Below are 22361 nucleotides of genomic sequence, written 5' to 3'. Positions count from 1 at the left end.
GGTCTGCTTTTCGCACCTGAAGTGGGGGATTGTGCGTCAAAGACCACAAAACCTGCTGGCCGAGGCTGCCCGCGACTACAGGGTTTACTTTGTCGAGGAGCCGGAAGTCGCACAGGGACCGCCGCATTTTCGGGTGAAAACCGCACAATCGGGCGTAACGGTGTTGACGCCTGTGTGTGACGCGACCTGCGATGTCCTGCGCGAGCAGCGCTTGCTGGTGGAGGAGTTGCAGAGCCTGCTGGACCCGTCGCCACTGGTTCACTGGTATTTCACACCCATGGCCTTGGACTTCAGCCGCCATCTTCCCTGCGATCTGCGCATCTATGACATCATGCAGGAGCCCTTGGCCCTTGGCGTCGACCAAGCCAAATTCGCCGAACTGGAGGCCGAGCTGTTGGCCTGTTCCCACCTTGTCTTTGCGGAGGGCCAAATCCAGGTCGCGGCCAAAGCGCGGTCGCATCGGCATGTTCACTGGGTTCCCGGCGGCGTTGACACCAGCCATTTCGCGCGCGCGCGGTCGCGGATCGAAGATCCGTCCGATCAGGCAGAAATTCCTGCGCCTCGCGTCGGATTTGGCGGTGTGATCGATGACCGCATCGACCTGGATCTGATTGCCTCATCGGCCAAAGCGCTTCCGTCGATCCATTTTGTGATGATTGGTCCGATTGCCAGAACCCACCCGGATCCTCTGCCACAGGCTCCGAACATTCATTGGCTTGGACGCAAGACCTATGATGAGCTGCCCGGTTACATGGCCAACTGGCAGGCCGCCTGGATGCCCTTTGCGTTGAACGATGCGACGCGGGCGGTCCGCCCCAGCGAGACTCTGGAGCTTTTGGCGGCGGGCTTGCGTGTCACGTCCACGGCCGTGGCTGATCTGGTGGAAACCTATGGCAAAAAGGGTCTGGTCTCTATTGCCGATGCACAGACCATCGTGCCGACGCTCAAAACCATGCTCGGCATTCAACCCGAAGGCTGGCGGCAAGCGGTGGACAAGGAGCTTGCCCGGCAGTCGCGGAAGGAAACGTGGGACGCGATGCACCATCTGATGCAGGCGCAGTTGAAGCCGGTGCAAGGTTAAACCTCTGCCATGGATGTCAGGTTGAACACTGCGAGCCCACTTTGGTTGGCCGGTTCGCATACCGGCGGGGCCGTGGTAAATCGCTTCTCTAAAGCGCCATCAAGGCTCTTCGCCTCACAGGGAACAAGGCGGCCCGCAGACCGTTGTAGATCTGTAGCCCGGGTCAAATGCTCTGCCACAGCACTGGACCAACATCATGGTCTGACAACTTTTGAACGCCCGCAAGGCGATGAACCCACGGGCAAGGCCCGAAAGCGGCCATCGCCGCATCTCTTGCCCTGCCGCCGGCGTCAGGCCGGCTAAAGGACGCCCCCCTAGTCTTTGGAGACCACTATGAAATCCGCCATCATCCCGTTTGCCATTGCATCCCAGCTGCTCGCTTTCGGAGCCGTTGCACAAAGCAGCGCGGCAAACGACACCACCACCCCGATCAGCTTTGGCAGTGATTGGTCCACATCACTCGGAACAGCCATGTTCGGCGACGATGGAAGCACTGTGCGCCCCTCGGCTGAACTGGCCGCGCAGTGGATCACCTTGTCAGAAGAAGACAAGGCCATGGTCCAGCGCGATTGTGCAGCTTATGGGCAGCATTCCAGCGGGCCGGCGGATGCAACCGTGGCGTCGGCCGGCACGGCCGGAGCAAGCGATGCCGCCGCAATGGACGGTGACACCACGGTTGCAGAAGGTCCCACGGTTCCCGGGATGCCATCGGTCGATTCACGCATTCAGATTTCCGTGTCGATGGACCAGATGGAAGAGATCTGCACAGCCGTGGAGGATATGTAAGGCTAACGGACCCTCGCGGCCGGACAAAAAAACTGCGGGCGGGCAAAACGCCCGCCCGCAGTTTTGTTTCGCGGTTTTGTTTAGGTGGCGGATTTATCGCCGGATTTTGCCTCACCGGTGGCATGATCGTAGATCCGGGTAGCAGCGACAGCGGCGCGGTCTACAATGACGTCGCCGGCAGATTTGCCTTCGGGCAGCAGGTTGGCAAGATCCGAACCTGCCTCCTTGATTTCGCCCTTTACATCCGCCGCCACGGTTCTGGCCATTGCCATGGCTTTTTCCCGTTCGCTGTAAAACAGGTCCTGGGCCTCGGCGAACAACCGGTCGCTGCTGTCACCAAGCGTATCGTCTTCTAGCTTGCTGTGCGGCAGCACTCCGCCAATCGCAGCGCCCAAGGCGACCGCAAGCGCACCCACCACCAGAGGCTGATCTTCAAAGAAGCCGTTGGCCGAACGCATGCCTTTTTGCATGGCTTCCGTGGAGGCAATCCGCGCGTCATGCGCGGCACGGCGGGCGGCAATAACGCGGGCGCGCGCCTCTTCCGACAGGTCCTCTAGCCCATGCGACAACCGCTCCGTCAGGTCGGCTGCGGTGGTGCTGACATCTTCGGCCATGCCTGACACCGCAGAGCGAATGGACTCGGCCGTACCATGGGTGCCGCCATACTCTTCCGCTTGGCCGGAATGCCCTGCCCGATGCCTATGGATGCGGCCCCGGTCCATATGATGCACGCCATACCAATGCTGATCGGCATCATCCATGTCTTCATTGCCAGAGCGAATGGTTGGGCCAACCTCTCTGCGCCAACGGTCATCACTGCCGCGGGAGGGGCGATAGGCGGGCGATCTGTCCCAGTCATCATCATGACGCGAGGAGGACCGGTTCTGGCCAAGGAACAGCCAGGCAAGACCAACTCCGACCAGCGCCACCGCAGCCGGGTTGCGCCCGACGGTCTGGGTGACGACGCGCCCGATGTCGTCGCCTTGCATACGGAACATCGATCCGATGTCATTCACGATGGCATCCACCGAAAACTTCTGTTGCAGATTGTTGATCGACTCGCTCATCCGCTCCCGTTCTTCGCGGATGTCGCGCTCGATGTCGTCGGAGCTTCGGGTATCAACGGTCATTGAGGGATTCCTTTATGGCTGCAACATCGCGCGATACATTTCGCGCGGTGCGGGTCGGCACGAAGCCGATCTGTTTCAGGGCAGACTTGGCAGAGGCGAAGACTGCAAAGGCAATGGCCAGTAAACCAAGCCCGACAAGCACACTGGCCCAAAGTGGCTCCAGACCCATCTGCACCAGCAAGGCAACCAGAGCTGCGGCAAGGACATTCAACGCGGTTATGGCCAACACCAGCGCCACTGCCATCGACCCCAAAGAGGCACCGGCCTTGGTCAGGCTTTCGCCGATCTCTGCACGGGCGAGATCCGTTTCATTGCGGACCAGATTGCTGACATTGCCCATGATGTCTGCCATCATTTCGCCCGTAGATTTGGGGCCGGTCACGCTGCACCCGGTGCTTGACCATCCGGGCCCCCACGGACAAAGGACGCCGCCGGACGGGCTCCCTGCTGTGTGCCGGAGGTGGTGCCAGACGGGCCACTGCCTGTGCTACTGGCTTTGGCATAGCGGCTGGCGGCAAACCCCAGAAGAGCGGCACCGCCCAGGAACATCACAGGATGTTCGCGCGCGACCTTGCTGACCATCTGGGCGATCTGGCCCAGATCCTTGTCGCGGATCTGATCCGAAACATCGGCAAGGCTGCTGGCCAGCGTGCCAAGCGTGCGCTCTTGGGCAGACCCGCCGCGCAGCTCTTGCGATGCACGGCGCAGAGCCTGCGCCACATCATTCACTTCATTTGCGACGCTGTCCTTGGCATCACCGGTTCTGGACCGGACCTCGGCCATGGCCTCGTCGAGTTTCTGGGTTGCCGCCGTCTTGATGTCGGAAGCGACACTGCCAACCATCGACGCCTCTTCCTGTCGGATGCCGGTGTGTGGGGTGTGGGACTCAGTCATTGCTTTGGCCTTTCTGGCACAAATCGCCGGTTGATAGGTCGAACACGACGCGGCAGACCCAAAGCGGTGAAAGTCTGCTGTCATGTTTCGCTGCTGAGACAACCTTTGGCCTTGCCTTTTGTTCCCCGCGTTTTTGGGTCCGGGCCCCTTGCAGCCTTCACATGCATCAAGGCCGGCCTTGGCATTGCGCGCAATCCTGTGGTGACCCGAGAAGAAGCGGAACAACCCTGCGCCGGCGGTGTTGTCTTGGCACAGCCGGCTCGTGGCACGAATGCGGTCCGGATCACCTGATGCCACTTTTGCGCGCAATCGGCTCCGGTCGGCTGCCATCTGCGAAGGTGCATCTGCACCCAGGGACATGACCATGACCAAGACACCGCGCCAGACTGCCAGCATCGAAGCTTTGACCTCAAAGCGGGGTGCGGGTGGAGAGATCCATCAGCACGCCGTTGGCCAGGACGAGCGCCTGACCACCGCGCAGGGGGTGGTGATCGCTGACAACCAGAACTCGCTGCGCGCCGGCGCACCGGGGCCCACGCTGATGGAAGATTTCGCCTTGCGCGAAAAACTCTTTCACTTCGATCATGAACGCATTCCTGAACGCGTGGTTCACGCCCGTGGCTATGGCGCGCATGGGACGTTCACCTGCACCCGTGACCTGACAGACATCACCCGCGCCGCACCCTTTGCCAGCAGCGGCAAGAAGACCGAGGTTTTCGTTCGGTTCTCGACCGTCGCGGGCAGCAAGGGCTCGGCCGATCTGGCCCGGGATGTGCGTGGGTTTTCGGTGAAATTCTACACCGACGAAGGCAACTGGGATCTGGTTGGCAACAATATCCCGGTGTTCTTCATTCAGGATGCCATCAAATTTCCCGATCTGGTCCATGCCGTGAAACCCGCACCAGACCGGGCATTTCCACAGGCCCAGTCGGCGCATGACAATTTCTGGGATTTCATCTCGCTGACACCGGAATCCATGCACATGGTGATGTGGCAGATGTCAGATCGCACCATCCCGCGCTCGTTCACCACAATGGAGGGGTTCGGGGTCCACACCTTCCGCTTTGTGTCCACCGAGGGCGTTTCCACCTTTGTCAAATTCCACTGGAAGCCCCGGATGGGCCTGCAATCGGTGATGTGGGACGAGGCGGTGAAAAGCAACGGTGCCGATCCCGACCGTCATCGCCGCGATCTGTGGGATGCCATCGACCGGGGCGATTTCCCGGAGTGGGATCTGGGCGTACAGATGTTCGATCAGGACTTCGCTGACAACTTTGCCTTTGACGTGCTGGACCCGACCAAGCTGATCCCCGAAGAGGACTGCCCGGTCGAGATCATCGGCACCCTGCGGCTGGACCGAGCCGTGGACAATTTCTTTGCCGAAACCGAGCAGGTGGCATTCTGCACCGCCAATGTCATCCCGGGCATAGATTTCACCGATGACCCGCTGCTTCAGGGCCGGAACTTTTCGTATCTGGACACCCAGCTGAAACGTCTTGGCGGGCCGAACTTTACCAAGCTGCCCGTCAATGCGCCCAAAGGCTGCCCGGTCAGCAATTATCAACAGGACGGCCACATGCAGACCGCCGCCCGCAAGGGCCGGGTGAATTATGAACCCAATGGCTGGGGCGAAGGCCCCCGCGCGCATCCGCTGGAAGGCTATGTCAGCTACCGTGCACCGGTCACCGGACCAAAGACAAGACTGCGGCCCGAGAGCTTTGCCGACCATTACAGTCAGGCACGGCAGTTCTACATCAGTCAGACTCCGTCCGAGCAGGAACACATCCTGTCCGCGCTGGTGTTTGAGTTGTCGAAATGTGCGGAACCGGCCATTCGCAGTCGCATGGTCAGCCACTTGCTCAATATCGACCTTGGGCTGGCACAATCTGCCGCTGACCGTCTGGGGCTTGGCACGACCCCGAAGGCGGCTCCCACATCACAACCAACGCAAATGAACCTGGCCCCTTCCCCGGCGCTGAGCATTCAGCAGAACCCTCCGGGCAGCTTCAAGGGCAGAATGTTGGGCGTTGTGCTGAGCGACGGCTTTGACGGCGCGTTGCTGGCAGCGCTTGAAAAGGCAGTATCCGAGGCGGGAGGCGTGATCAGGACAGTGGCCCCGCGCATTGGCGGTGTCTTGTGCAGCAAAGACAATCTGCATCCTGTGACGGATCAGATCAGCGGGGCACCCTCCGTGTTGTTCGACGCTGTCGCGGTTCTGCCGGGGGTGGACGGCCTGGCATCGACCCCGGCCGCAGTCGATTTCCTGAAAGACGCTCATGTGCATTGCAAGCACATCGGGCTGAGCGCGAGCGCGGCAGAGCTGGTCGAGGCCTGCGGCCTTGCCGGCGCGGCGGACGACGGCATCCACACCCTGCGGGATGCCGCCTCTGCCCGGTCCTTCCTTGGGGCCTGCAAAGGCCTGCGCGTATGGGGCCGGGAAACCCTGTTCGCGGGATGAACACTGACAAACCCTGTACGCGAGTCTTGCGTGCAGGGTATAAAACATCCATATACCATCCACACGGATGGTATATGGAGCATTCATGGCCGAGTTCAGCGCGGAAGACCGGGTCGCAAAACCACCGGAATCCGAAAAGATCACGATCAATCTTGGCTTTGTCGACCTTGGCCAGATCGAGCTTCTGGTGCAGGAAGGCTTCTATTCCAATCGCAGTGACTTCATCCGCACCGCGATCCGAAACCAGATCGAGCGCCATGCCGACACCGTCCGGCAGATCGTGATCCGAAAAAGCGTCGATCTTGGGTTGCGGCATATCACCCGTGACGAACTGACGACCGCACAGGCAGAGGGCCAGATGCTGGATATCCGAGTTCTGGGTCTTGTCGTCGTGGCCCCGGATGTCAGCGCCGATCTGGCGCGTGCCACGATTTCCGCCCTGTCTATTCTGGGTACCTTCCACGCGTCCGCTGCGGTCAAGGCCGCACTCGCAGACCGCATTAGTTAAGATTTAACCCCAAAAGGTAACCCCATGACAAAATCTTTCATGCAAGGCATGTCCCGCGCCTCGGACCTGACAAGATCCGGCAAGCTGACCGAGGCGACGGCGCTGATCCAGTCGCTGTTGTCGGGCAACGCCGAACCCGCCGACCCGCAGCACATGGCTGCCGGACAGGTGCCGCTCGCCGATAAGGACGTGATCGAAGGCACCTTCAGCCCTGTCGATGAAAAAGCGCCCAAGTCAGCCGCCCCGCCTTCGTCAAAGCCAACCAAACGCGCCGCCCGCCCCGGCAAAAGCCTGAGCGAGACGTTGCGGACCATCGCAGCGGGCGGGATGCCGCAGACGATCAAACCGGCCTCAGCGCCGCCAGATCTGCCAGAGGGAGCCAAGCTGCTATCCCTGTCCCACACGAATGCGCAAGGCAGCCGCGACTACCTGCTCTATGTGCCGGCCAAAACATCAGCCAGGCCGATGCCGCTGATCGTGATGCTGCATGGCTGCACCCAGACACCGCAAGATTTCGCGACCGGGACCAATATGAATGCCCTGGCCGAGGACGCGGGCTATCTGGTGGCCTGGCCTGCGCAACCGCAGGGTGCAAATGCGCAGAAATGCTGGAACTGGTTCCGCCCCGAAGACCAGGCGCGCGACCGGGGGGAACCTGCCGTGCTTGCCGGGATCATCCGCGACATCCTGCGGGATCATCCGGTAGATGCCAGCCGGGTGTATGTGGCCGGCCTGTCGGCGGGCGGGGCGGCGGCGGCCATCATGGGTGCCGCCTACCCTGATCTGATCGCAGCGGTCGGCGTGCATTCGGGGCTGCCCGTCGGCGGAGCGCAAGACGTGATGTCAGCGTTTTCCGCCATGCGCAGCGGATCACCCGGCAAAGCACAGGCCAAGGCGATACCGACAATCGTGCTGCATGGCCTTGCCGACAGCACGGTACACCCAAGCAACGGCACGGCCGTGATCGCGCAGGCCACCAAGTCTTGCAAGGGCCTGAAGCGGGTGCAGGGCTCTGGCGCAACAGATGCCGGGCGCAGCTATCGCCACACACGGCACGAAGACATGGCGGGCCGCAGCTTTGCCGAACATTGGGAAATTGACGGCGCGGGCCATGCCTGGTCCGGTGGAAGGCCCGGCGGCAGTTATACCGACCCGACCGGCCCCGATGCGTCACGCGAAATGTTGCGGTTCTTCGCCCAGCACCGGAGGACATAGCGCATGGCAGATCGGAACAGCCGCGCGAGGCCTTTGGATGGTGCCCGTAAGCCCCATGTACGACCCGATGACTATGTGTTGGGCCGCGCTAGGTTGACGCGCAGGGCCTGACCCCTAAGCATGAAACGTGGCAGTTTGCCGCCGGGCTCATCCGACCGGCAGCCCCCACCGAAAGCAGTCTGGAAAACCATGGCAGCAGATCAAAGCGTTCACGCATCGGCTCCCGTCTTTCTGACCGACGGGCAAGCTTTGTCAGAGGGGCTGCGTCTGGGCGGCGCTGGGGTGTGGCGCTGGAAAATTGACAGCAATGCTCTTGAGTGGACGCAAAATCTCGAAGCGGTCCACGCCCTTCCCGCAGGGTCTTTTGACGGAACTCTGGCCAGTTTTCAAAACGATCTGCATCCCGATGACGCGCAGGCCGTTTGGCAGGTGATCAAGGCCAGCGTAGACACGGGCAAGCCCTATCGTACGGTATACCGCTGCGCGCCCCGCGCGGAAGCGCCTGATATCTGGATCGAAGCCTCGGGTGGGGTCGTGACTGCCCCGGACGGGACCCGCTACCTGACCGGGATCTGCTACGATGCCACGGCCCGCATCAAGAACGAGCACCTGCTCAAGCGCCGCCTTGCCCAACAATCTGCGGTTGCCAGCTTTGGCTCCTTCGCCCTGAATGAACCCGATCTGCAAAAGGTCATGGACCGTGCGGTCCAGATCGCCACCGACGTTCTGAAGGTTCCGCTGACCAAGATCCTGCAGTTTTCCGACACGGCAGATCATCTTGTGCTGCGGTCAGGCATAGGCTGGCGGGAGGGCTTGGTTGGGCACGGCAAAGTGGGTATCGAGCGTGAATCGCAGGCAGGGTATACACTGATCGCAGACGGGCCGGTGCTGGTTACCGACCTGCGCAGCGAAACGCGGTTCGACGGTCCGCAACTGTTGCACGACCATGGCGTGGTCAGCGGCATTTCCGTCATCATACCGGGGTCCGGTCTCCGGCCCTTTGGTGTGTTTGGCATTCACGCGCGCGAATTGCGGGATTTCGATCTGACCGACGCCGATTTCCTGTTGTCGCTGGCCAACATCGTCGCGGGCGCGGCGCGACAGGTGGCCGCGATGACGCATCAAAGCCTGCTGGTGCGCGAAATGGCCCATCGTGCCGGAAACATGCTGCAACTGGTCAACAGCATCGCCGGTCAGACCCTGAACAACGCCGCAGATCCAAAGACAGCCCGCCATTCGTTCAGCGAAAGGCTCAGTGCGCTGGCCCGGTCAAACTACATCGTCTCGCGCGGGGGGTGGAGCTCGACCCGGTTTGCAGAACTGGTCACAGAGGCTTTGAAACCGTTTGGCGACCGGATTGTTTCCTCTGGCCGGGATGTGCTGCTGCATCCGGATCTGTGTTTCGACATGGGCCTTGTCTTGCATGAGCTGGCCACGAACTCGATGAAATACGGCACTTTGGGACGGGCTGAGGGCGTTATTCGTGTCAGTTGGAGCTATCGCGTCGACAGCGAAGGGACACGGATGTTCAGCTTTGACTGGAGCGACCCCGGCTCCTCTGCGCCAGCCGTATCGCAGGGCACGGGGTTCGGGTCAAAGATGGTTCGCGCCCTAATCGAACAGAAGTGGCATGGCGGAATCACCATCGGCAGCGCCCCGCATTTCAATATCCGGCTGGATATTCCCTATCCAGACGAGGGCAAGACCGCAGCCCCCGAAACACGGGTCTGACGCATACCCGCCATCGCCTGCCGCGCCACATCCCCCAGGACCGGCAGACCCACTCAAATGTGGCGAAACAGTGGCGACATCCCCGATTCAAGGCGCGCGTCGGCCACATTTGTTTCCAGATTAGCGGACAATGTCGGGTCAGGTTAGCTATTGGAGTGGAACAGTGACCAAATCAATGTTCGGCAACACGGCTCGGAAGATCGATGCGGACCCGGAAAGGTTCGTACAGGTGGCTGAAGATCTGCATCTTACTCTGTCACAGCTGGATGGTGCCCATGTGTCCCTCGGATGGGAGGGTATGACCACGGCGATCTTCACCGTGGCGGATGTCCGGATCGTGTTGAGAACGGCCAACTGCCCCGGCGACGCGTTGACCCACCTGACGGTCGCGGTCGACCTCTCCTCCGACGGATCACCTGCCGGTCTCGGCTCCGTCTGCGAAGAAACCTGTGCCAGCGTGATCGATCACCTGCAACGACGCTACCCCGGGGTGACCACCGTGAAACATCGGCCAGCCGATCCTGTCGCGCCTTCTGTGCAAGATCACCGGCTCGCCGCAGTGGCATCCCTCCCGCAGAAGCCCGGCGTTCCCGCATTTGAGGGCGTCTCAGATGGCCTTGCCTCCGATGGACCAGATCCCGAGAAAGATACTGGCGCATTGCCGGCGCAGCTGGGCGATGGTCCGATCGCTCCACGACAAAGCACCCGGGCCTCTGTCGCCAGATCGAAAAGCGCCGGTGCACGTGCGCGGGCAGCCTCCGCACGTGCAAGGGGCGGGGCCTATTTTGCCACTTCGGGCGGCGCCAACGGTCCCTTCCCCCGAATCGTGGACGAACCGTCTCTGCCCGAGTCGCATAACGTTGCCTTTGCCCGCGTCCGCAGCGCCTTCAACTATGTCGAGCCTGAAGCGCCCCCTCCGCGCCTCAGCACACCCCTGCGCCTTACGACTCATGCGCTCAACGCGTCGCTCATCATGGTATGGGCTCCGCTTGGAGCAGGCGTGATGGCCTATGCGCTGGTCAAGGGCGAAAATACGCGGTTTTCGGGCCAGATGGTTGTGCTCACCGGCTTGTTTGCAGCCGCGTTGAACACGCCTATCGGTCAATACATGTCGGCAATGATCGGGGCCTGAACGGCACCGAGCATTGCCAGAAGCAAAGGCCCTGCAACAGCACAGGCGTGCGCAAAACACACCCGCCTGTGCTGATCGCCCTCAAAGACCGCGCGCTGCCAGCCACGCGTTCATCTGTGCGATCTCGGTTTCCTGCGCCGCGATCACCGCTTCGGCCAAGGCACGGATTTCAGGGTCTGTACCGAACTCCAGCTGGACACGCGCCATGGCCACTGCCGCTTCGTGATGCGGGATCATGCCCTTGACGAAGTCAACATCCGCGTCCCCGGTATAGGGGATCATCATATCCTTCATCATCACGTCCATGGCGGCCGCATAGGCCTGTACCGCCGGGTTGTCGGCCAGTTCAGGCGGGATCATACTGCCGTGGTCCATCATCCCCATGCCCTCCATCCCGGCCATGCCGGAATGGCCCATCGCGGAATGGTCCATCCCTTCCATGGTGGATGTCTGCGCAAGGGCCAACCCGCCCACGATGGCAATTGCGCCTGCAATCACGGCAAGAGTCCGCTTTTTCATCATCATCTTCCTTTTGCTATTCATTACGCAGGCGCAAAGCCGGCATCCGCCAGCACGGCGGCCAGTTTTTCACGCGGGGCAGTGGAGATTACGTCGACCTTGCGGGTCGCCGGGTCTGCCGCGACCTGGGCCGTCGGATCGACGGACTGGATGACCTTGGTCACGCTGCGCACGCAGCCGCCGCAGGTCATGGTTTCGATATGGAACTGCATGAGTACCTCTTTCTGACTGTCGCCTCACGCCATCAGAGATAGGGCTTCCAACGGTGGGAAGGTCAAGAGCACATGGCCGTGATGGCATTCTTTTGCCAAAGCCCTTGACCTTACCATCATGGGAAGCATTACCTGACACAGCGGAGCAAGGCAGCAAAGGTGATCCGCCATGACAATCAGCCCCAGAAACAGGGTGCTTCCGGCTGGCGACGCAGCGAGGATCGTCCTCGAGGTCGACGGCATGACCTGCGCGTCCTGTGTCGGGCGGGTAGAGCGTGCTCTGCTGGCCGTTCCGGGCGTCCAAGCGGCCTCGGTCAATCTGGCAACCGAGCGGGCCGAGGTTGCAGGCACCGATCTCGACCGGGCCGCGCTGGTAAAGGCGGTGGAAGATGTGGGCTATGATGTCGTCTCTGCCCCCGTGGATCTGGTGATCGAAGGGATGACCTGTGCCTCTTGCGTTGCCCGGGTGGAGCGTGCGCTGAACGCGGTGCCGGGCGTGACAGGAGCCAGCATCAACCTTGCGACAGAACGGGCGCATGTGACGGGGCAGGCCGATGCAGCGGCCCTGATCCGGGCCATCGAGGCCGCAGGCTATGATGCGCGGCGGGCGGTGTCGGCCAGCGCCGTATCGGAAGAGGTAACATCCCGCAAACTGGCTGAAGACGCCGCGTTGAAGCGCGATTTGTGGATCGCCGCAGCGCTGTCCTTGCCGGTCTTCGTTCTCGAAATGGGCTCACACCTCTTTGTGGCGGTTCATATGGCGGTAATGAACACCCTCGGCATGCAGGCGGCCTGGCTGGTGCAATTTGCGCTGACCACGGCCGTTCTGCTTGGCCCGGGCCGGCGGTTCTATGTCAAAGGCTTTCCCGCGCTGATCCGGCTTGCGCCAGACATGAACAGCCTTGTCGCCGTCGGCACACTTTCGGCCTATGGTTATTCGCTGGTGGCGACCTTCGCCCCCGGTCTGCTGCCCGCAGGCACGGTGAACGTCTATTACGAGGCCGCGGCGGTGATCGTGACCCTGATCCTGCTGGGCCGCTATCTGGAATCCCGCGCCAAGGGCCGCACCTCGGAAGCGATCAAGCGGCTGGTGGGGTTGCAGGCAAAGACAGCCCGCGTGATCCGTGATGGTGCGCTGCGCGAGGTGCCGATGGCCGAGGTGCGGCCGGGCGACCTGATCGACCTGCGCCCCGGTGAACGTGTGCCGGTGGATGGTGCGGTGACCGAAGGCCAAAGCTGGATCGACGAAAGCATGATTTCGGGCGAACCTGTTCCCGTGGAAAAGACCACCGGCAGCCCCGTCACCGGCGGCACCGTCAACCAGACCGGGGCCTTGACCTTTCGCGCCACAGCGGTTGGTGAGGCGACCATGCTGGCCCAGATCATCCGCATGGTCGAGGCGGCGCAGGGCGGCAAGCTGCCGATTCAGGCCTTGGTGGACCGGGTAACGATGTGGTTCGTGCCAGCCGTCATGGCGCTGGCCGGGCTGACCTTTGCCGTCTGGCTGGTCTTTGGCCCCGACCCTGCGCTGACCTTTGGTCTGGTCAATGCCGTGGCTGTCCTGATCATCGCCTGCCCCTGTGCGATGGGGCTTGCCACGCCGACCTCGATCATGGTCGGCACCGGGCGGGGTGCGGAACTGGGGGTCCTGTTCCGCAAGGGCGAGGCGTTGCAGGCGTTGCAGGATGTGCGCGTCGTGGCCTTTGACAAGACAGGCACACTCACCATGGGCAGGCCGCGCCTGACCGACCTGCATCTTGCGGCGGGCTTCACGCGGGCACCGGTGCTGGCGGCAGTGGCAGCGGTGGAGGCAAAGTCGGAACACCCGATTGCCCGCGCCATCGCGGCAGCGGCAGAAGAAGAAGGTCTGACCCTGCCGGAGGTCAGCAACTTTGCGTCAGTCACCGGCTATGGCGTTGTGGCGCAGGCCGGGGGCCAGCGGGTAGACATCGGTGCCGACCGCTATATGGCTCAGCTCGGTCTGGACGTGGCACCTTTTGGCAGCATCGCAATACAGCTCGCGGATGAGGGCAAGTCACCGCTTTACGCCGCCATCGACGGGCGGCTGGCCGCCATTCTGGCCGTGGCCGACCCGATCAAGGACAGCACACCGCAAGCCATCGCCGCGCTGCATGCGCTTGGCCTGAAGGTGGCGATGATCACAGGCGACAATGCCCGCACCGCGCAGGCAATTGCGCGGCAATTGGGGATTGACGAGGTGGTGGCCGAGGTGCTGCCCGACGGCAAGGTGGCTGCGGTAGCCCGGTTGCGCGCCCTGGGGCCGCTGGCCTATGTCGGCGACGGCATCAACGACGCCCCGGCGCTGGCGGCGGCCGATGTGGGGCTTGCCGTGGGCACCGGCACCGACATCGCGATCGAAGCGGCGGATGTGGTGCTGATGACGGGGCGGCTGACGGCCGTGCCGGACGCCATCGCGCTGTCCAAGGCCACGATGCGCAATATCCGGCAGAACCTGTTCTGGGCCTTTGCCTATAATGCGGCGCTGATCCCGGTGGCGGCGGGGGTGCTCTGGCCCGGGTTCGGCATTCTGTTGTCGCCGGTCTTTGCGGCCGGGGCGATGGCGCTGTCTTCGGTCTTTGTTCTTGGCAATGCGCTGCGCCTGCGCCGCTATGCCCCAGTTGCATCGGAAGGAGCAAGGTCATGAACATCGGTGATGCCGCCAAAGCCTCGGGCGTATCGGCCAAGATGATCCGCTATTACGAGTCCACCGGCCTGATCCCGGCACCGGGGCGCACCGGTGCAGGGTACCGGGTCTATTCAGACAGCGATGTGCAGATGCTCCGCTTCGTCCGCCGGTCGCGGGATCTTGGGTTCCCCGTCGAAAAAATTGCCGATCTGCTGGCGCTTTGGCGGGACCGATCGCGTCACAGCGCCGATGTCAAGCGTCTGGCACAAGACCAGATCGACGGGCTGGAGCGAAAGATTACCGAGTTGCAGGCGATGAAGGAAACGCTGCAGCATCTTGCAGATGCGTGCTGCGGCGACCACCGGCCCGACTGCCCGATTCTGGCGGACCTCGGAAAAGGGCCGATCCTGTCAAAGGTCTCACCGCGATAGGACAAAGAGCATCGCACTGCGGGCCAGCCAGCTCATGCCTGAGCCGCCGGGCAGGCCCGGCGCGCTGCGCGTGTGCGCGGCCAGTTCAGTCAGCGCAGGCCAAAAAAGGAAAGAATGGCAAGGACGACAACGACAAGACCGACAATATAGATAATTCCGTTCATGATGACCTTCAGAAGAATGCGCCTTGACGGCGGGTTGTTTGCCCCCCTCAACGCATCACTGTCTGAAAGGGTTCCCTGTTTCGGCCAAGCCCGGTCATGGACCCGTGCTCATTGGTCAGCCTGCCCGCACCCGCGCCACAAAGGCCCTTGCCTCAACCGGTGCCTGCCCCAATCCACCAGTTGCCAATTGCTCTGCCCAATCAGTGCCGGGAAACCGCGCGCTTGCCAGTGCGCTCAGCGCGGTCTGCGTCGCCTGAGCTTCAAGACACATCTCTTTCACCGCGGCCATCGCGTCCGGGCGCGGCATCTGCCGGGCCAGGGCAAAGGTCAGCGCCTCGGCATGGATCAGGCCCTGGCCCTCCTCCAGCAGCAGGGTCATGGCAGCGCCATCGGGCACCAGCGTTTCTGCAATCTCGCCTGCCAAAAAGAGCATGCGGCTGGTGCTGATGCACAGTTGCGGCAGGCTGAGCCATTCGCTGAACCAGGCTGCCCCGTCACGCTGCTGCCGGTGAAGCGCGGCCCCCTGCACCAGGCCGGCCAGCCCGATCACCTGCCGCGCCAGAGCCACCAGTGCTGACGCCGCCACCGGGTTCTGCTTTTGCGGCATGGTCGAAGACCCGCCCGCCCCGCCCCGAAAGCTGACCTCGCCCAGGCCAGATTGCGACAGCGCCAGCACATCTTCGCCCAGTTTGCCCAGACTGCCCGCAAGCCCCGCAGCAAACCCTGCCAGCTGGCCCGGCGCGCTGCGGTCACTGTGCCAGCTGTGACCCGGGTCCGCCAGACCCAGCTCACGCGCGAGCTGTTCTCGCACCTGCGGCCCTGCATCGCCCATGGCCGACAAGGTCCCTGCGGCACCCGACAGCGAGACCTTGAGCACATCTTCGCGCAAGGTCGCCAGCCGCGTGCGCCAGTCCAGCAGGGGCCAGCCCCAGCCCGCCACCACCGCCCCAAAGCTGGTGGGGGTGGCGAACTGGCCATAGGTCCGTGCCGCCATCGGCAGTGTCGCCCCGTCTTCGGCAAGGGTTGCAAGATGGCCCAGCACCCCCTCCAGCCGGGTGTTCCACAAGGCCAGCATCGGGCGCAGGCGCAGGGCGAAAGCCGTATCCATGATATCTTGACTGGTCGCGCCCCAATGCAGGTATTGCATCAGCTCGGGGGCCATCGCCGCCTTGCGGAAGGCGGCCAGAAAGGCTGGCACCGGCACCCCGTTGCGCGCCGTTTCATCCGCCAGTGCCGACGGGTCGATCTGCACCTCATGCGCGGCGCGATCAATGAACGCGGCCGCATCGGCCGGGATCAACCCCAACGCGCCCTGCACCCGCGCCAACGCCCCCTCGACCAGCAGCATCGCCCGCACCTCGGCGCTGTCCGAAAACAGACGGGCCACCTCGGCATCCCCGAACAAACGGCCATAGAGTGCGGAATCGGCTGGGGCTGCGGGCATCAGGGGCACTCTCTCGCTTCAGGGGACTGGATTTGATCAGGCAACAGGGCTCTTCAACCCAAGGATGGCACGCGCCTGTTGCCAGGTGGCGACGGGGCGTTCGTATGCGTCACACAAATCGACCACGCGCCGGACCAGTGCCGCGTTTGACGGCGCAAGCGTGGTCTTGTCCAGCCGCACATTGTCTTCCAGACCGGTGCGCGCATGCCCGCCCAAAGACACGGCCCAGTCGTTCAGCACAATCTGGTTCGGCCCTATGCCTGCCGCACACCATGGTGCATCCGGCCCGAACAGACGCTGCACCGTCTTGATGTAATACTCGAACACGTCACGGTCTGCGGGCATGGCATTCTTGACGCCCATCACAAACTGCACATAGGGACGGTCCTTGATCTGGCCCTTGTCCCACATCTCTCGGGCTTTCAGAATATGGGACAGATCAAACGCCTCGATCTCTGGCTTGACCCCGTAGGTCAGCATCTCGGAGGCCAGCCAATCCACCAGATCGGGCGGGTTTTCATAGACCCGGGTGGGAAAGTTGTTCGACCCCACCGACAGGCTGGCCATATCGGGGCGCAGGGGCAGCATGCCGCCCCGGGCCTGTCCCGCGCCCGACCGCCCCCCGGTCGACAGCTGCACGATCATGCCGGGGCAGTGCGTTTCCAGCCCCTCTTTCAATGCGGCGAATTTGTCAGGGTCCGATGACGGAGTTTCGTCATCGTTGCGCACATGGCAATGGGCAATCGTGGCTCCGGCCTCAAAAGCCGCATGGGTGGAGTCGATCTGCTCGGCCAGGGTGATGGGCACCGCCGGATTGTCGGCCTTGCGCGGCAGCGACCCGGTTATGGCCACGCAGATGATGCAGGGGGTGGTCATGGTCTACACATCCAGAAACACGGTTTCACCATCGCCTTGCAGGCGGATGTCAAAGCGGTACTGACCCGCTGCGGTCTTGCGGGCGATCAGGGTCGCGCGCCGGTCCACATGCTCGATCAGATTGATCACCGGATCGGCATGATTGTCTTCGTCGTCGAAGTACATGCGGGTGTGCAGCCCGATGTTCAACCCGCGCGCCACGATCCACAGGCTGATATGGGGGGCCATGGGGCGGCCGTTGCGGCCCATGACCGATCCCGGCTTGATGGTGTCAAACGCCCAGATCCCGGTTTCAAAATCGGTGATGATCCGGCCCCAGCCTCGAAATCCCGGCGCGCAATGCGCCTGGCGCGGGTCTTCGGGATGGGGATAGATGCCTGCGGCATCGGCCTGCCACGCCTCCAGCAGCACATCCTTCACCGGGGCACCGGTGCCGTCGAACACCACGCCTTCCACCTGGATCCGCTCACCCGGGGCGTCCGGGCCGGCAATGTCCCGCCCCAGTTCCTGCCGGTAAATGTCAAATCCCGCAGCCCCCGGCGCAAGCCCGATATGCACATAGGGGCCCGCCGTCTGCGATGCGGATTCCTTGGAATAGGTCAACGGCTGCGCCATGTCAGTTCCCCTCTGGCCGGTTTTCGAACATCGTGGAGCGCCGTCCGCGCAGCACGATGTCGAACTTATAGGCCAGACAATCCAGCGGGACCGCCGCGTTCAGGTCCAGCGGTGCGATCAGCTGATCGATCGCGCTTGGATCGGGAATGGTGTTGACGATGGGGCATTTCGCAATCAGCGGGTCGCCCTCAAAATACATCTGGGTGATCAGCCGCTGGCAGAAGGCCGCCCCAAAAACCGAGATGTGGATATGCGCAGGGCGCCAGTTGTTCACCCAGTTCCGCCAAGGGTACGCGCCCGGCTTGATGGTGCGGAAGGCGTAATGGCCGTTCTCATCCGTCAGCGTGCGGCCGCAGCCGCCAAAATTCGGGTCCAGCGCGCCAAGATAGGTGTCTTTCTTGTGCCGGTAACGCCCCGAAGCATTGGCCTGCCAGATCTCGACCAGCGTGTGCGCCACGCCACGCCCGTTTTCATCCAGCACCCGGCCATGCACGATGATGCGCTCACCCACCGGATCGCCCGTTGTCGCGTAATTCCGGATCAGGTCATTGTCGATGGCATCAATGTCCGTGTGGCCAAAGGTCGGGCCAGTGATCTCGGACAGAGATCCCTCCAGCGACAGCAGGGCCAGACGCGGGCTGCGCGCCACCGAGGTCTTGTAATCGGGCGTCAGCGCAGGCGGCTGCCACAGACGGTCGCGCTGATAATATCCGGCAGGGTTCATATGTCCTCCTCTGCCATGGCGGCAAACGTCTCTTTGGCAATCTTGATGGCGTGATTGGCGCGCGGCACTCCGGCATAAATGGCCACGTGAAGCAGCGCCTCCATCACATCGGCCTGGGTCGCCCCGGTGTTGCGGGTGCCGCGGATGTGAAGCGCAAGTTCATTGTCGTTGCCCAGACCGGCCAGCAGCGCAATCGTCATCATCGACCGTTCCCGCAGGCTGATGGTGTCACGGCCCCAGACATGACCCCAGGCCGCATCGGTGATCAGCGCCTGAAACGGCGCATCAAGATCGGAGGCCATCGCCTCGGACCGGTTGACATGCGCATCTCCCAGCACGCGGCGGCGGGTGGCTTTGCCCTTGGCGGTCAGATCAGTCATGACAAACATCCTTTCGCATGGTGTGTGCAGTCCGCCAGATCAGGCCCGCGGCATTCCCGATGGCCGGGTGCTGCGCTTTTGCGCGGCGATGCGGAACGGGGCATTCGCGGCGCCGTAGCCCTGATAATGGCCCTGCCGCTGCACGATTTCAAAAAACAGCCCGTCCGGGCGCGATGCAGAATACAGCTGAAAGAACTGCCCGCCCGCATCTTCATCATACAGCACATTTGCAGCCTGCATCCGCGCGACATGCGCAGGGTCCAGCCCGAACCGCGCCGCGATATCCTCATAATAATTCGCGCCGATTTCCAGCACCGGAAAGCCCCGGCTGGCAAGCTCTGCCGCAGTGGCAAAGATATCCGGGGTGGCAAAGGCGATATGCTGCACCGATGCACCAAAGGTATCTTCCACAAACCGGCCCGCCAGCGTGCGGCGTGCCTCTGCCCCATTCAGGGTGACCCGCAGCCCCCCGGACTGCACCGCCTGACTGCGCACCAGACCATCCGGATCTGCCACATCTACCATCGGTGCCTTGGCCGCGCCGAAGATCGAGGTGTAATACAGCGCCCAGGACAGCATTTCATCATAGGCCATGGTCTGGCCAAGGTGATCAATGCCTGTCAGCCCGGCCCCCGCGCCGCTGCGTGTGGTGCGGAAATCCACCTCCCAGATCCGGGCCAGCTCAGACCCCGAATCCAGCAGACGGATCATGCTGCCGCCCACACCGCGAATGGCGGGAATCTCGAGCTCGTTCGGGCGGGCGGGCGGGGCATGATCTTGCGCCAGCAGGGCCAGCGCACGGGCATGGGCGGCCCGCGCATCCGGCACCATCAATCCCACTTCCGAGACCGTGGTGCCATGCGCCACATAAGAGGTGCGCGCAAAGCCCTCGGCATCGGTGTTTACCAGAATGTTGATCCCACCTTGGCGCCACAGCGTCACGGGGCGCGACACATGCGTGCCACTTTGCGTGAACCCGGTCGCCGCCAGAAGGGCGTCCAGCGCCGGGGCATCGGCAGAAGCGGTGGCAAATTCCAGAAACTCGATCCGCTCGACCGGGGCCGCAGCGGGGAAAGCGGGCAGGTCCACTGTCAGACTGGGCTCTGTGCGGCGCACAGTGTCCATCAGCGAGATCAGGCTGCGATGCCCATCAGTCGCCACCAGACGCGGCACACCGGCCCGGAACTGATCGTTGAAGATCTCAAGGCTGAGCGGGCCCGCATAGCCCGTTGCCGTCACCGCGCGCATGAAACCGGTGACATCCAGATCCCCCTCGCCCGGCATGTTGCGAAAGTGGCGCGACCAATACAGCAGGTCCATGTCGATGGCCGGCGCATCGGCCAGCTGCACGAAAAAGATCTTGTCGCCGGGAATGCGGCGGATGGTGTCAGGGTCAATCTTGCGGCCCAGCGTGTGGAAGCTGTCAAGGATCAGGCCGACATGGGGGTGATCGGCGCGGCGCACCACCTCCCAGGCGTCGCGGTGATCGTTGACATGCCGGCCCCAGGCCAGGGCCTCAAATCCGACACGCACCCCGTGGCTGGCCGCCAGATCGCCCAGATCGCGGAAATCCTGCGCCATGCGGTCTATGCCGCCAATGGCCTCGGGGTGAACCGATGAGCAGACCAGAACCAGATCGGTGCCCAGCTGGTTCATCAGGTCGAACTTGCGCGCGGCACGGGCAAAGGCCCGGCTGCGCAACGGTTCGGGCAGGCCTTCAAAATCGCGGAACGGCTGGAACAGGGTGATGGTCAGCCCGTGATCGCGCACCATCTCCCCCACTTCGGCAGGGGTGAAGTCCGAAGCGATGAAATCCTGTTCAAAGATCTCGATCCCGTCAAATCCTGCGTCCGCGATAGCGGTCAGCTTTTCGGCAAACCCGCCCGAGATCGACACCGTGGCGATCGAGGTCTTCATGTAACGTCCTTTCCCTCGGCCAGCTCGCGTCGCATGCGGGCCTCATCCAGGGGCAGCCCGGTGAAGAGACCCCAGGCATCAACACCCTGGCCAAAGAACAGCTCATAGCCGGAAATGACCTGCAGACCGGCAGCGCCGGCGTCCTGAAGAAACCGGGTCTCCACCGGGGTGTAGACCGCATCAAAGACCCATTGACCCGCGGCAAGATCTTCACGCGGCAAGGGTGTGCCCTCATAGCCCACCATCCCCACGGGGGTGCAGTTGATGATCCCGCTGACCCCCGCCGCCATGATGGCAGCCTCGGTGCCTGCCTGGGCGGTAAGCCCCGGACGCGCGGCGCTCAAAGCCCCGGCCAGGGCCTGCGCCTTGGGCAGATCGCGGTCGGCAATGCGGATCTCCGTCAGGCCGAGCGCCACCAGCCCAAAGGCCACCGCCTTGCCAACGCCGCCCGCTCCGATCATCAGCACCGGGCCGGGCAAGGCAGCGCCGCGCACCCGCCGATAGGCTGCGATGAAGCCTGAATAATCAGTGTTGAAACCATGCGGCCCGCCCTCATCGAACAGCACCGTGTTCACCGCGCCGATCCCCCGCACCAGCGGATCATCGATCCTCACCTTGGCAACCGCGCGCTCTTTGTAGGGATAGGTCACATTGACGCCGCGATACCCAGTGTCGCGCACCCAGTCGAACAGCGCGTCGAACGGCAGGCCGCGCTCTGCCGGGACCAGCTGATCATAGATCACCCGCCGCCCGTTCTGTGCCCCAGCCAGACGATGCAGCCGGGGAGATTGCGATTTGGCGATATTATCGCCGATCAGGCCCAGGTGTATCGGCTCGCGCATGCAGACCTCTTGCGAAAAACACATCCCCCATGACGGGGAATACCAGAGAACGGACAGGACCAACCGCAGCAGCAACCACACCCGTTCCGGCCCGGACTGATCGGCGGCACCTCAGCTATCCCTATCACCCTGCACGGGGTAACGGCAAATCCCGATCCATCTCATCTGGCGAGACCAAGGCTGCACCCGCAAGATCGGATCGGTCCGGGCAGAGCGAAAGCGGTCGGCCGCGCTCCGGGTAAAAGTCGACGCAGAAACGACCGGGCTTTTCCACCCCGCAAACAGAAGGTTCCGCCCTTTGCCTGCGCTTGGGCCAAGGGCGGGCAGCGCAGCCCGTATGCGTCGCGCAGCCTTGGCCCGCGTTCCACCGCCCGTAGCCCAGGGCAAAGCGGCGGCGGCCCGTGTCAGGCCGCACCCAAGCCTTGCCAGACCTCACCTTGCCGCGCCTCCACAGGCATCCAGCGTCAGCCATTTCGCACCGGCACTGCCAGGCAGCACCTTTTGGCTGACGCCCCCTCTGGCCCTTGCCGCTAGCGCAGGTCTTGGGGGAGGAGGGCGGTTGGCAGGTTCTGATAGCAGACCGGGCGCAGCCAGCGGCGGATCGACAATGTGCCGACCGAGGTGGCCCCGAAATTGGTGCTGGCCGGATAGGGCC

Annotated in this window: 21 protein-coding genes and 1 pseudogene; 9 read left to right on the top strand and 13 right to left on the bottom strand. The window is 63.0% G+C overall.

The annotated features are described in order from the left end of the window. The first annotated feature begins 31 nt into the window (after positions 1-31). Together CXR43_RS11405 and CXR43_RS11400 are read left to right on the top strand one after the other, a co-directional pair. Positions 32-1081, top strand: coding sequence for a glycosyltransferase family protein (locus CXR43_RS11405; protein WP_146036512.1), 1050 nt, complete (start codon positions 32-34; stop codon positions 1079-1081). Between the two features lie 333 nt (positions 1082-1414). After that, positions 1415-1867: a hypothetical protein gene (locus CXR43_RS11400; protein WP_103334234.1), complete on the top strand. Its 453-nt coding sequence runs from the start codon at positions 1415-1417 to the stop codon at positions 1865-1867. Between the two features lie 80 nt (positions 1868-1947). On the opposite strand, the gene CXR43_RS11395 is transcribed toward CXR43_RS11400, so the two are convergent. The 3 genes from CXR43_RS11395 to CXR43_RS17750 are packed head-to-tail and all read right to left on the bottom strand — an operon-like array spanning position 1948 to position 3891. Next, on the bottom strand, positions 1948-2997 hold the full coding sequence (locus CXR43_RS11395) for a DUF3618 domain-containing protein (RefSeq protein WP_103334233.1): 1050 nt from the start codon (positions 2995-2997) through the stop codon (positions 1948-1950). Beyond that, positions 2987-3349, bottom strand: a complete 363-nt coding sequence (locus CXR43_RS11390) for a phage holin family protein (RefSeq protein WP_103334648.1) — start codon at positions 3347-3349, stop codon at positions 2987-2989. The genes CXR43_RS11395 and CXR43_RS11390 overlap by 11 nt, the downstream gene beginning before the upstream one ends. Before the next feature lie 26 nt (positions 3350-3375). Beyond that, positions 3376-3891, bottom strand: coding sequence for a hypothetical protein (locus CXR43_RS17750; RefSeq protein WP_146036511.1), 516 nt, complete (start codon positions 3889-3891; stop codon positions 3376-3378). 358 nt (positions 3892-4249) lie between these two features. Here CXR43_RS17750 and CXR43_RS11380 point away from each other — a divergent pair, with 358 nt between their 5' ends. The 5 genes from CXR43_RS11380 to CXR43_RS11360 all read left to right on the top strand — a co-directional run bounded on the left by CXR43_RS11380 (position 4250) and on the right by CXR43_RS11360 (position 10935). Continuing rightward, positions 4250-6349 (top strand): catalase, encoded by a 2100-nt coding sequence (locus CXR43_RS11380; RefSeq protein WP_435530798.1) that lies wholly within the window; start codon positions 4250-4252, stop codon positions 6347-6349. An 85-nt stretch (positions 6350-6434) separates the two neighbouring features. After that, positions 6435-6857 (top strand): CopG family transcriptional regulator, encoded by a 423-nt coding sequence (locus CXR43_RS11375; protein WP_103334230.1) that lies wholly within the window; start codon positions 6435-6437, stop codon positions 6855-6857. A 24-nt stretch (positions 6858-6881) separates the two neighbouring features. Further along, positions 6882-8072, top strand: a complete 1191-nt coding sequence (locus CXR43_RS11370) for an extracellular catalytic domain type 1 short-chain-length polyhydroxyalkanoate depolymerase (protein ID WP_103334229.1) — start codon at positions 6882-6884, stop codon at positions 8070-8072. 189 nt (positions 8073-8261) lie between these two features. Next, positions 8262-9803, top strand: coding sequence for a sensor histidine kinase (locus CXR43_RS11365; protein WP_168219818.1), 1542 nt, complete (start codon positions 8262-8264; stop codon positions 9801-9803). A 163-nt stretch (positions 9804-9966) separates the two neighbouring features. Continuing rightward, the gene (locus CXR43_RS11360; protein WP_146036510.1) at positions 9967-10935 is read left to right on the top strand and encodes a hypothetical protein; all 969 of its coding nucleotides are present in this window, start codon (positions 9967-9969) and stop codon (positions 10933-10935) included. Between the two features lie 81 nt (positions 10936-11016). Here CXR43_RS11360 and copM read toward each other — a convergent pair whose 3' ends face one another. Both copM and CXR43_RS11350 read right to left on the bottom strand, forming a co-directional pair. Next, the gene (gene copM, locus CXR43_RS11355; protein WP_210402090.1) at positions 11017-11457 is read right to left on the bottom strand and encodes a CopM family metallochaperone; all 441 of its coding nucleotides are present in this window, start codon (positions 11455-11457) and stop codon (positions 11017-11019) included. Positions 11458-11477: 20 nt separating this feature from the next. Further along, positions 11478-11666 (bottom strand): heavy-metal-associated domain-containing protein, encoded by a 189-nt coding sequence (locus CXR43_RS11350; RefSeq protein WP_103334226.1) that lies wholly within the window; start codon positions 11664-11666, stop codon positions 11478-11480. Positions 11667-11907: 241 nt separating this feature from the next. Between CXR43_RS11350 and CXR43_RS11345 the strand changes: the two genes are divergently transcribed. Together CXR43_RS11345 and cueR are read left to right on the top strand one after the other, a co-directional pair. Further along, positions 11908-14331, top strand: coding sequence for a heavy metal translocating P-type ATPase (locus tag CXR43_RS11345; RefSeq protein WP_246831373.1), 2424 nt, complete (start codon positions 11908-11910; stop codon positions 14329-14331). Beyond that, entirely contained in the window at positions 14328-14744 is a 417-nt protein-coding gene (gene cueR / locus CXR43_RS11340; RefSeq protein WP_103334224.1) for a Cu(I)-responsive transcriptional regulator, read from the top strand. The genes CXR43_RS11345 and cueR overlap by 4 nt, the downstream gene beginning before the upstream one ends. Positions 14745-15023: 279 nt before the next feature. On the opposite strand, the gene CXR43_RS11335 is transcribed toward cueR, so the two are convergent. From CXR43_RS11335 to CXR43_RS18075, 8 genes and pseudogenes are all read right to left on the bottom strand, one after another. After that, complete coding sequence (locus CXR43_RS11335) at positions 15024-16352, bottom strand: lyase family protein (RefSeq protein ID WP_103334223.1); 1329 nt, start codon at positions 16350-16352, stop codon at positions 15024-15026. Positions 16353-16388: 36 nt separating this feature from the next. Beyond that, complete coding sequence (locus tag CXR43_RS11330; RefSeq protein WP_103334222.1) at positions 16389-17228, bottom strand: 3-oxoadipate:acetyl-CoA acetyltransferase; 840 nt, start codon at positions 17226-17228, stop codon at positions 16389-16391. Positions 17229-17231: 3 nt separating this feature from the next. Beyond that, a complete protein-coding gene (gene pcaG, locus CXR43_RS11325; protein WP_103334221.1) occupies positions 17232-17843 on the bottom strand; it encodes a protocatechuate 3,4-dioxygenase subunit alpha in 612 nt (203 codons plus the stop codon). Position 17844: 1 nt separating this feature from the next. Beyond that, complete coding sequence (pcaH, locus tag CXR43_RS11320; RefSeq protein ID WP_103334220.1) at positions 17845-18567, bottom strand: protocatechuate 3,4-dioxygenase subunit beta; 723 nt, start codon at positions 18565-18567, stop codon at positions 17845-17847. Continuing rightward, complete coding sequence (gene pcaC / locus CXR43_RS11315; RefSeq protein ID WP_103334646.1) at positions 18564-18947, bottom strand: 4-carboxymuconolactone decarboxylase; 384 nt, start codon at positions 18945-18947, stop codon at positions 18564-18566. The genes pcaH and pcaC overlap by 4 nt, the downstream gene beginning before the upstream one ends. A gap of 39 nt (positions 18948-18986) precedes the next feature. Then, complete coding sequence (locus CXR43_RS11310) at positions 18987-20864, bottom strand: bifunctional sugar phosphate isomerase/epimerase/4-hydroxyphenylpyruvate dioxygenase family protein (protein WP_103334219.1); 1878 nt, start codon at positions 20862-20864, stop codon at positions 18987-18989. Further along, entirely contained in the window at positions 20861-21706 is an 846-nt protein-coding gene (locus tag CXR43_RS11305) for a shikimate dehydrogenase family protein (protein ID WP_103334645.1), read from the bottom strand. The genes CXR43_RS11310 and CXR43_RS11305 overlap by 4 nt, the downstream gene beginning before the upstream one ends. 530 nt (positions 21707-22236) lie before the next feature. Further along, positions 22237-22361, bottom strand: a pseudogene (locus tag CXR43_RS18075) (aldehyde dehydrogenase family protein); the annotation flags it as partial.

The sequence above is a fragment of the Pseudotabrizicola formosa genome (assembly GCF_002900965.1).
Lineage (GTDB): Bacteria > Pseudomonadota > Alphaproteobacteria > Rhodobacterales > Rhodobacteraceae > Pseudotabrizicola > Pseudotabrizicola formosa.
This window is presented reverse-complemented; position numbering and strand designations above follow the sequence as displayed.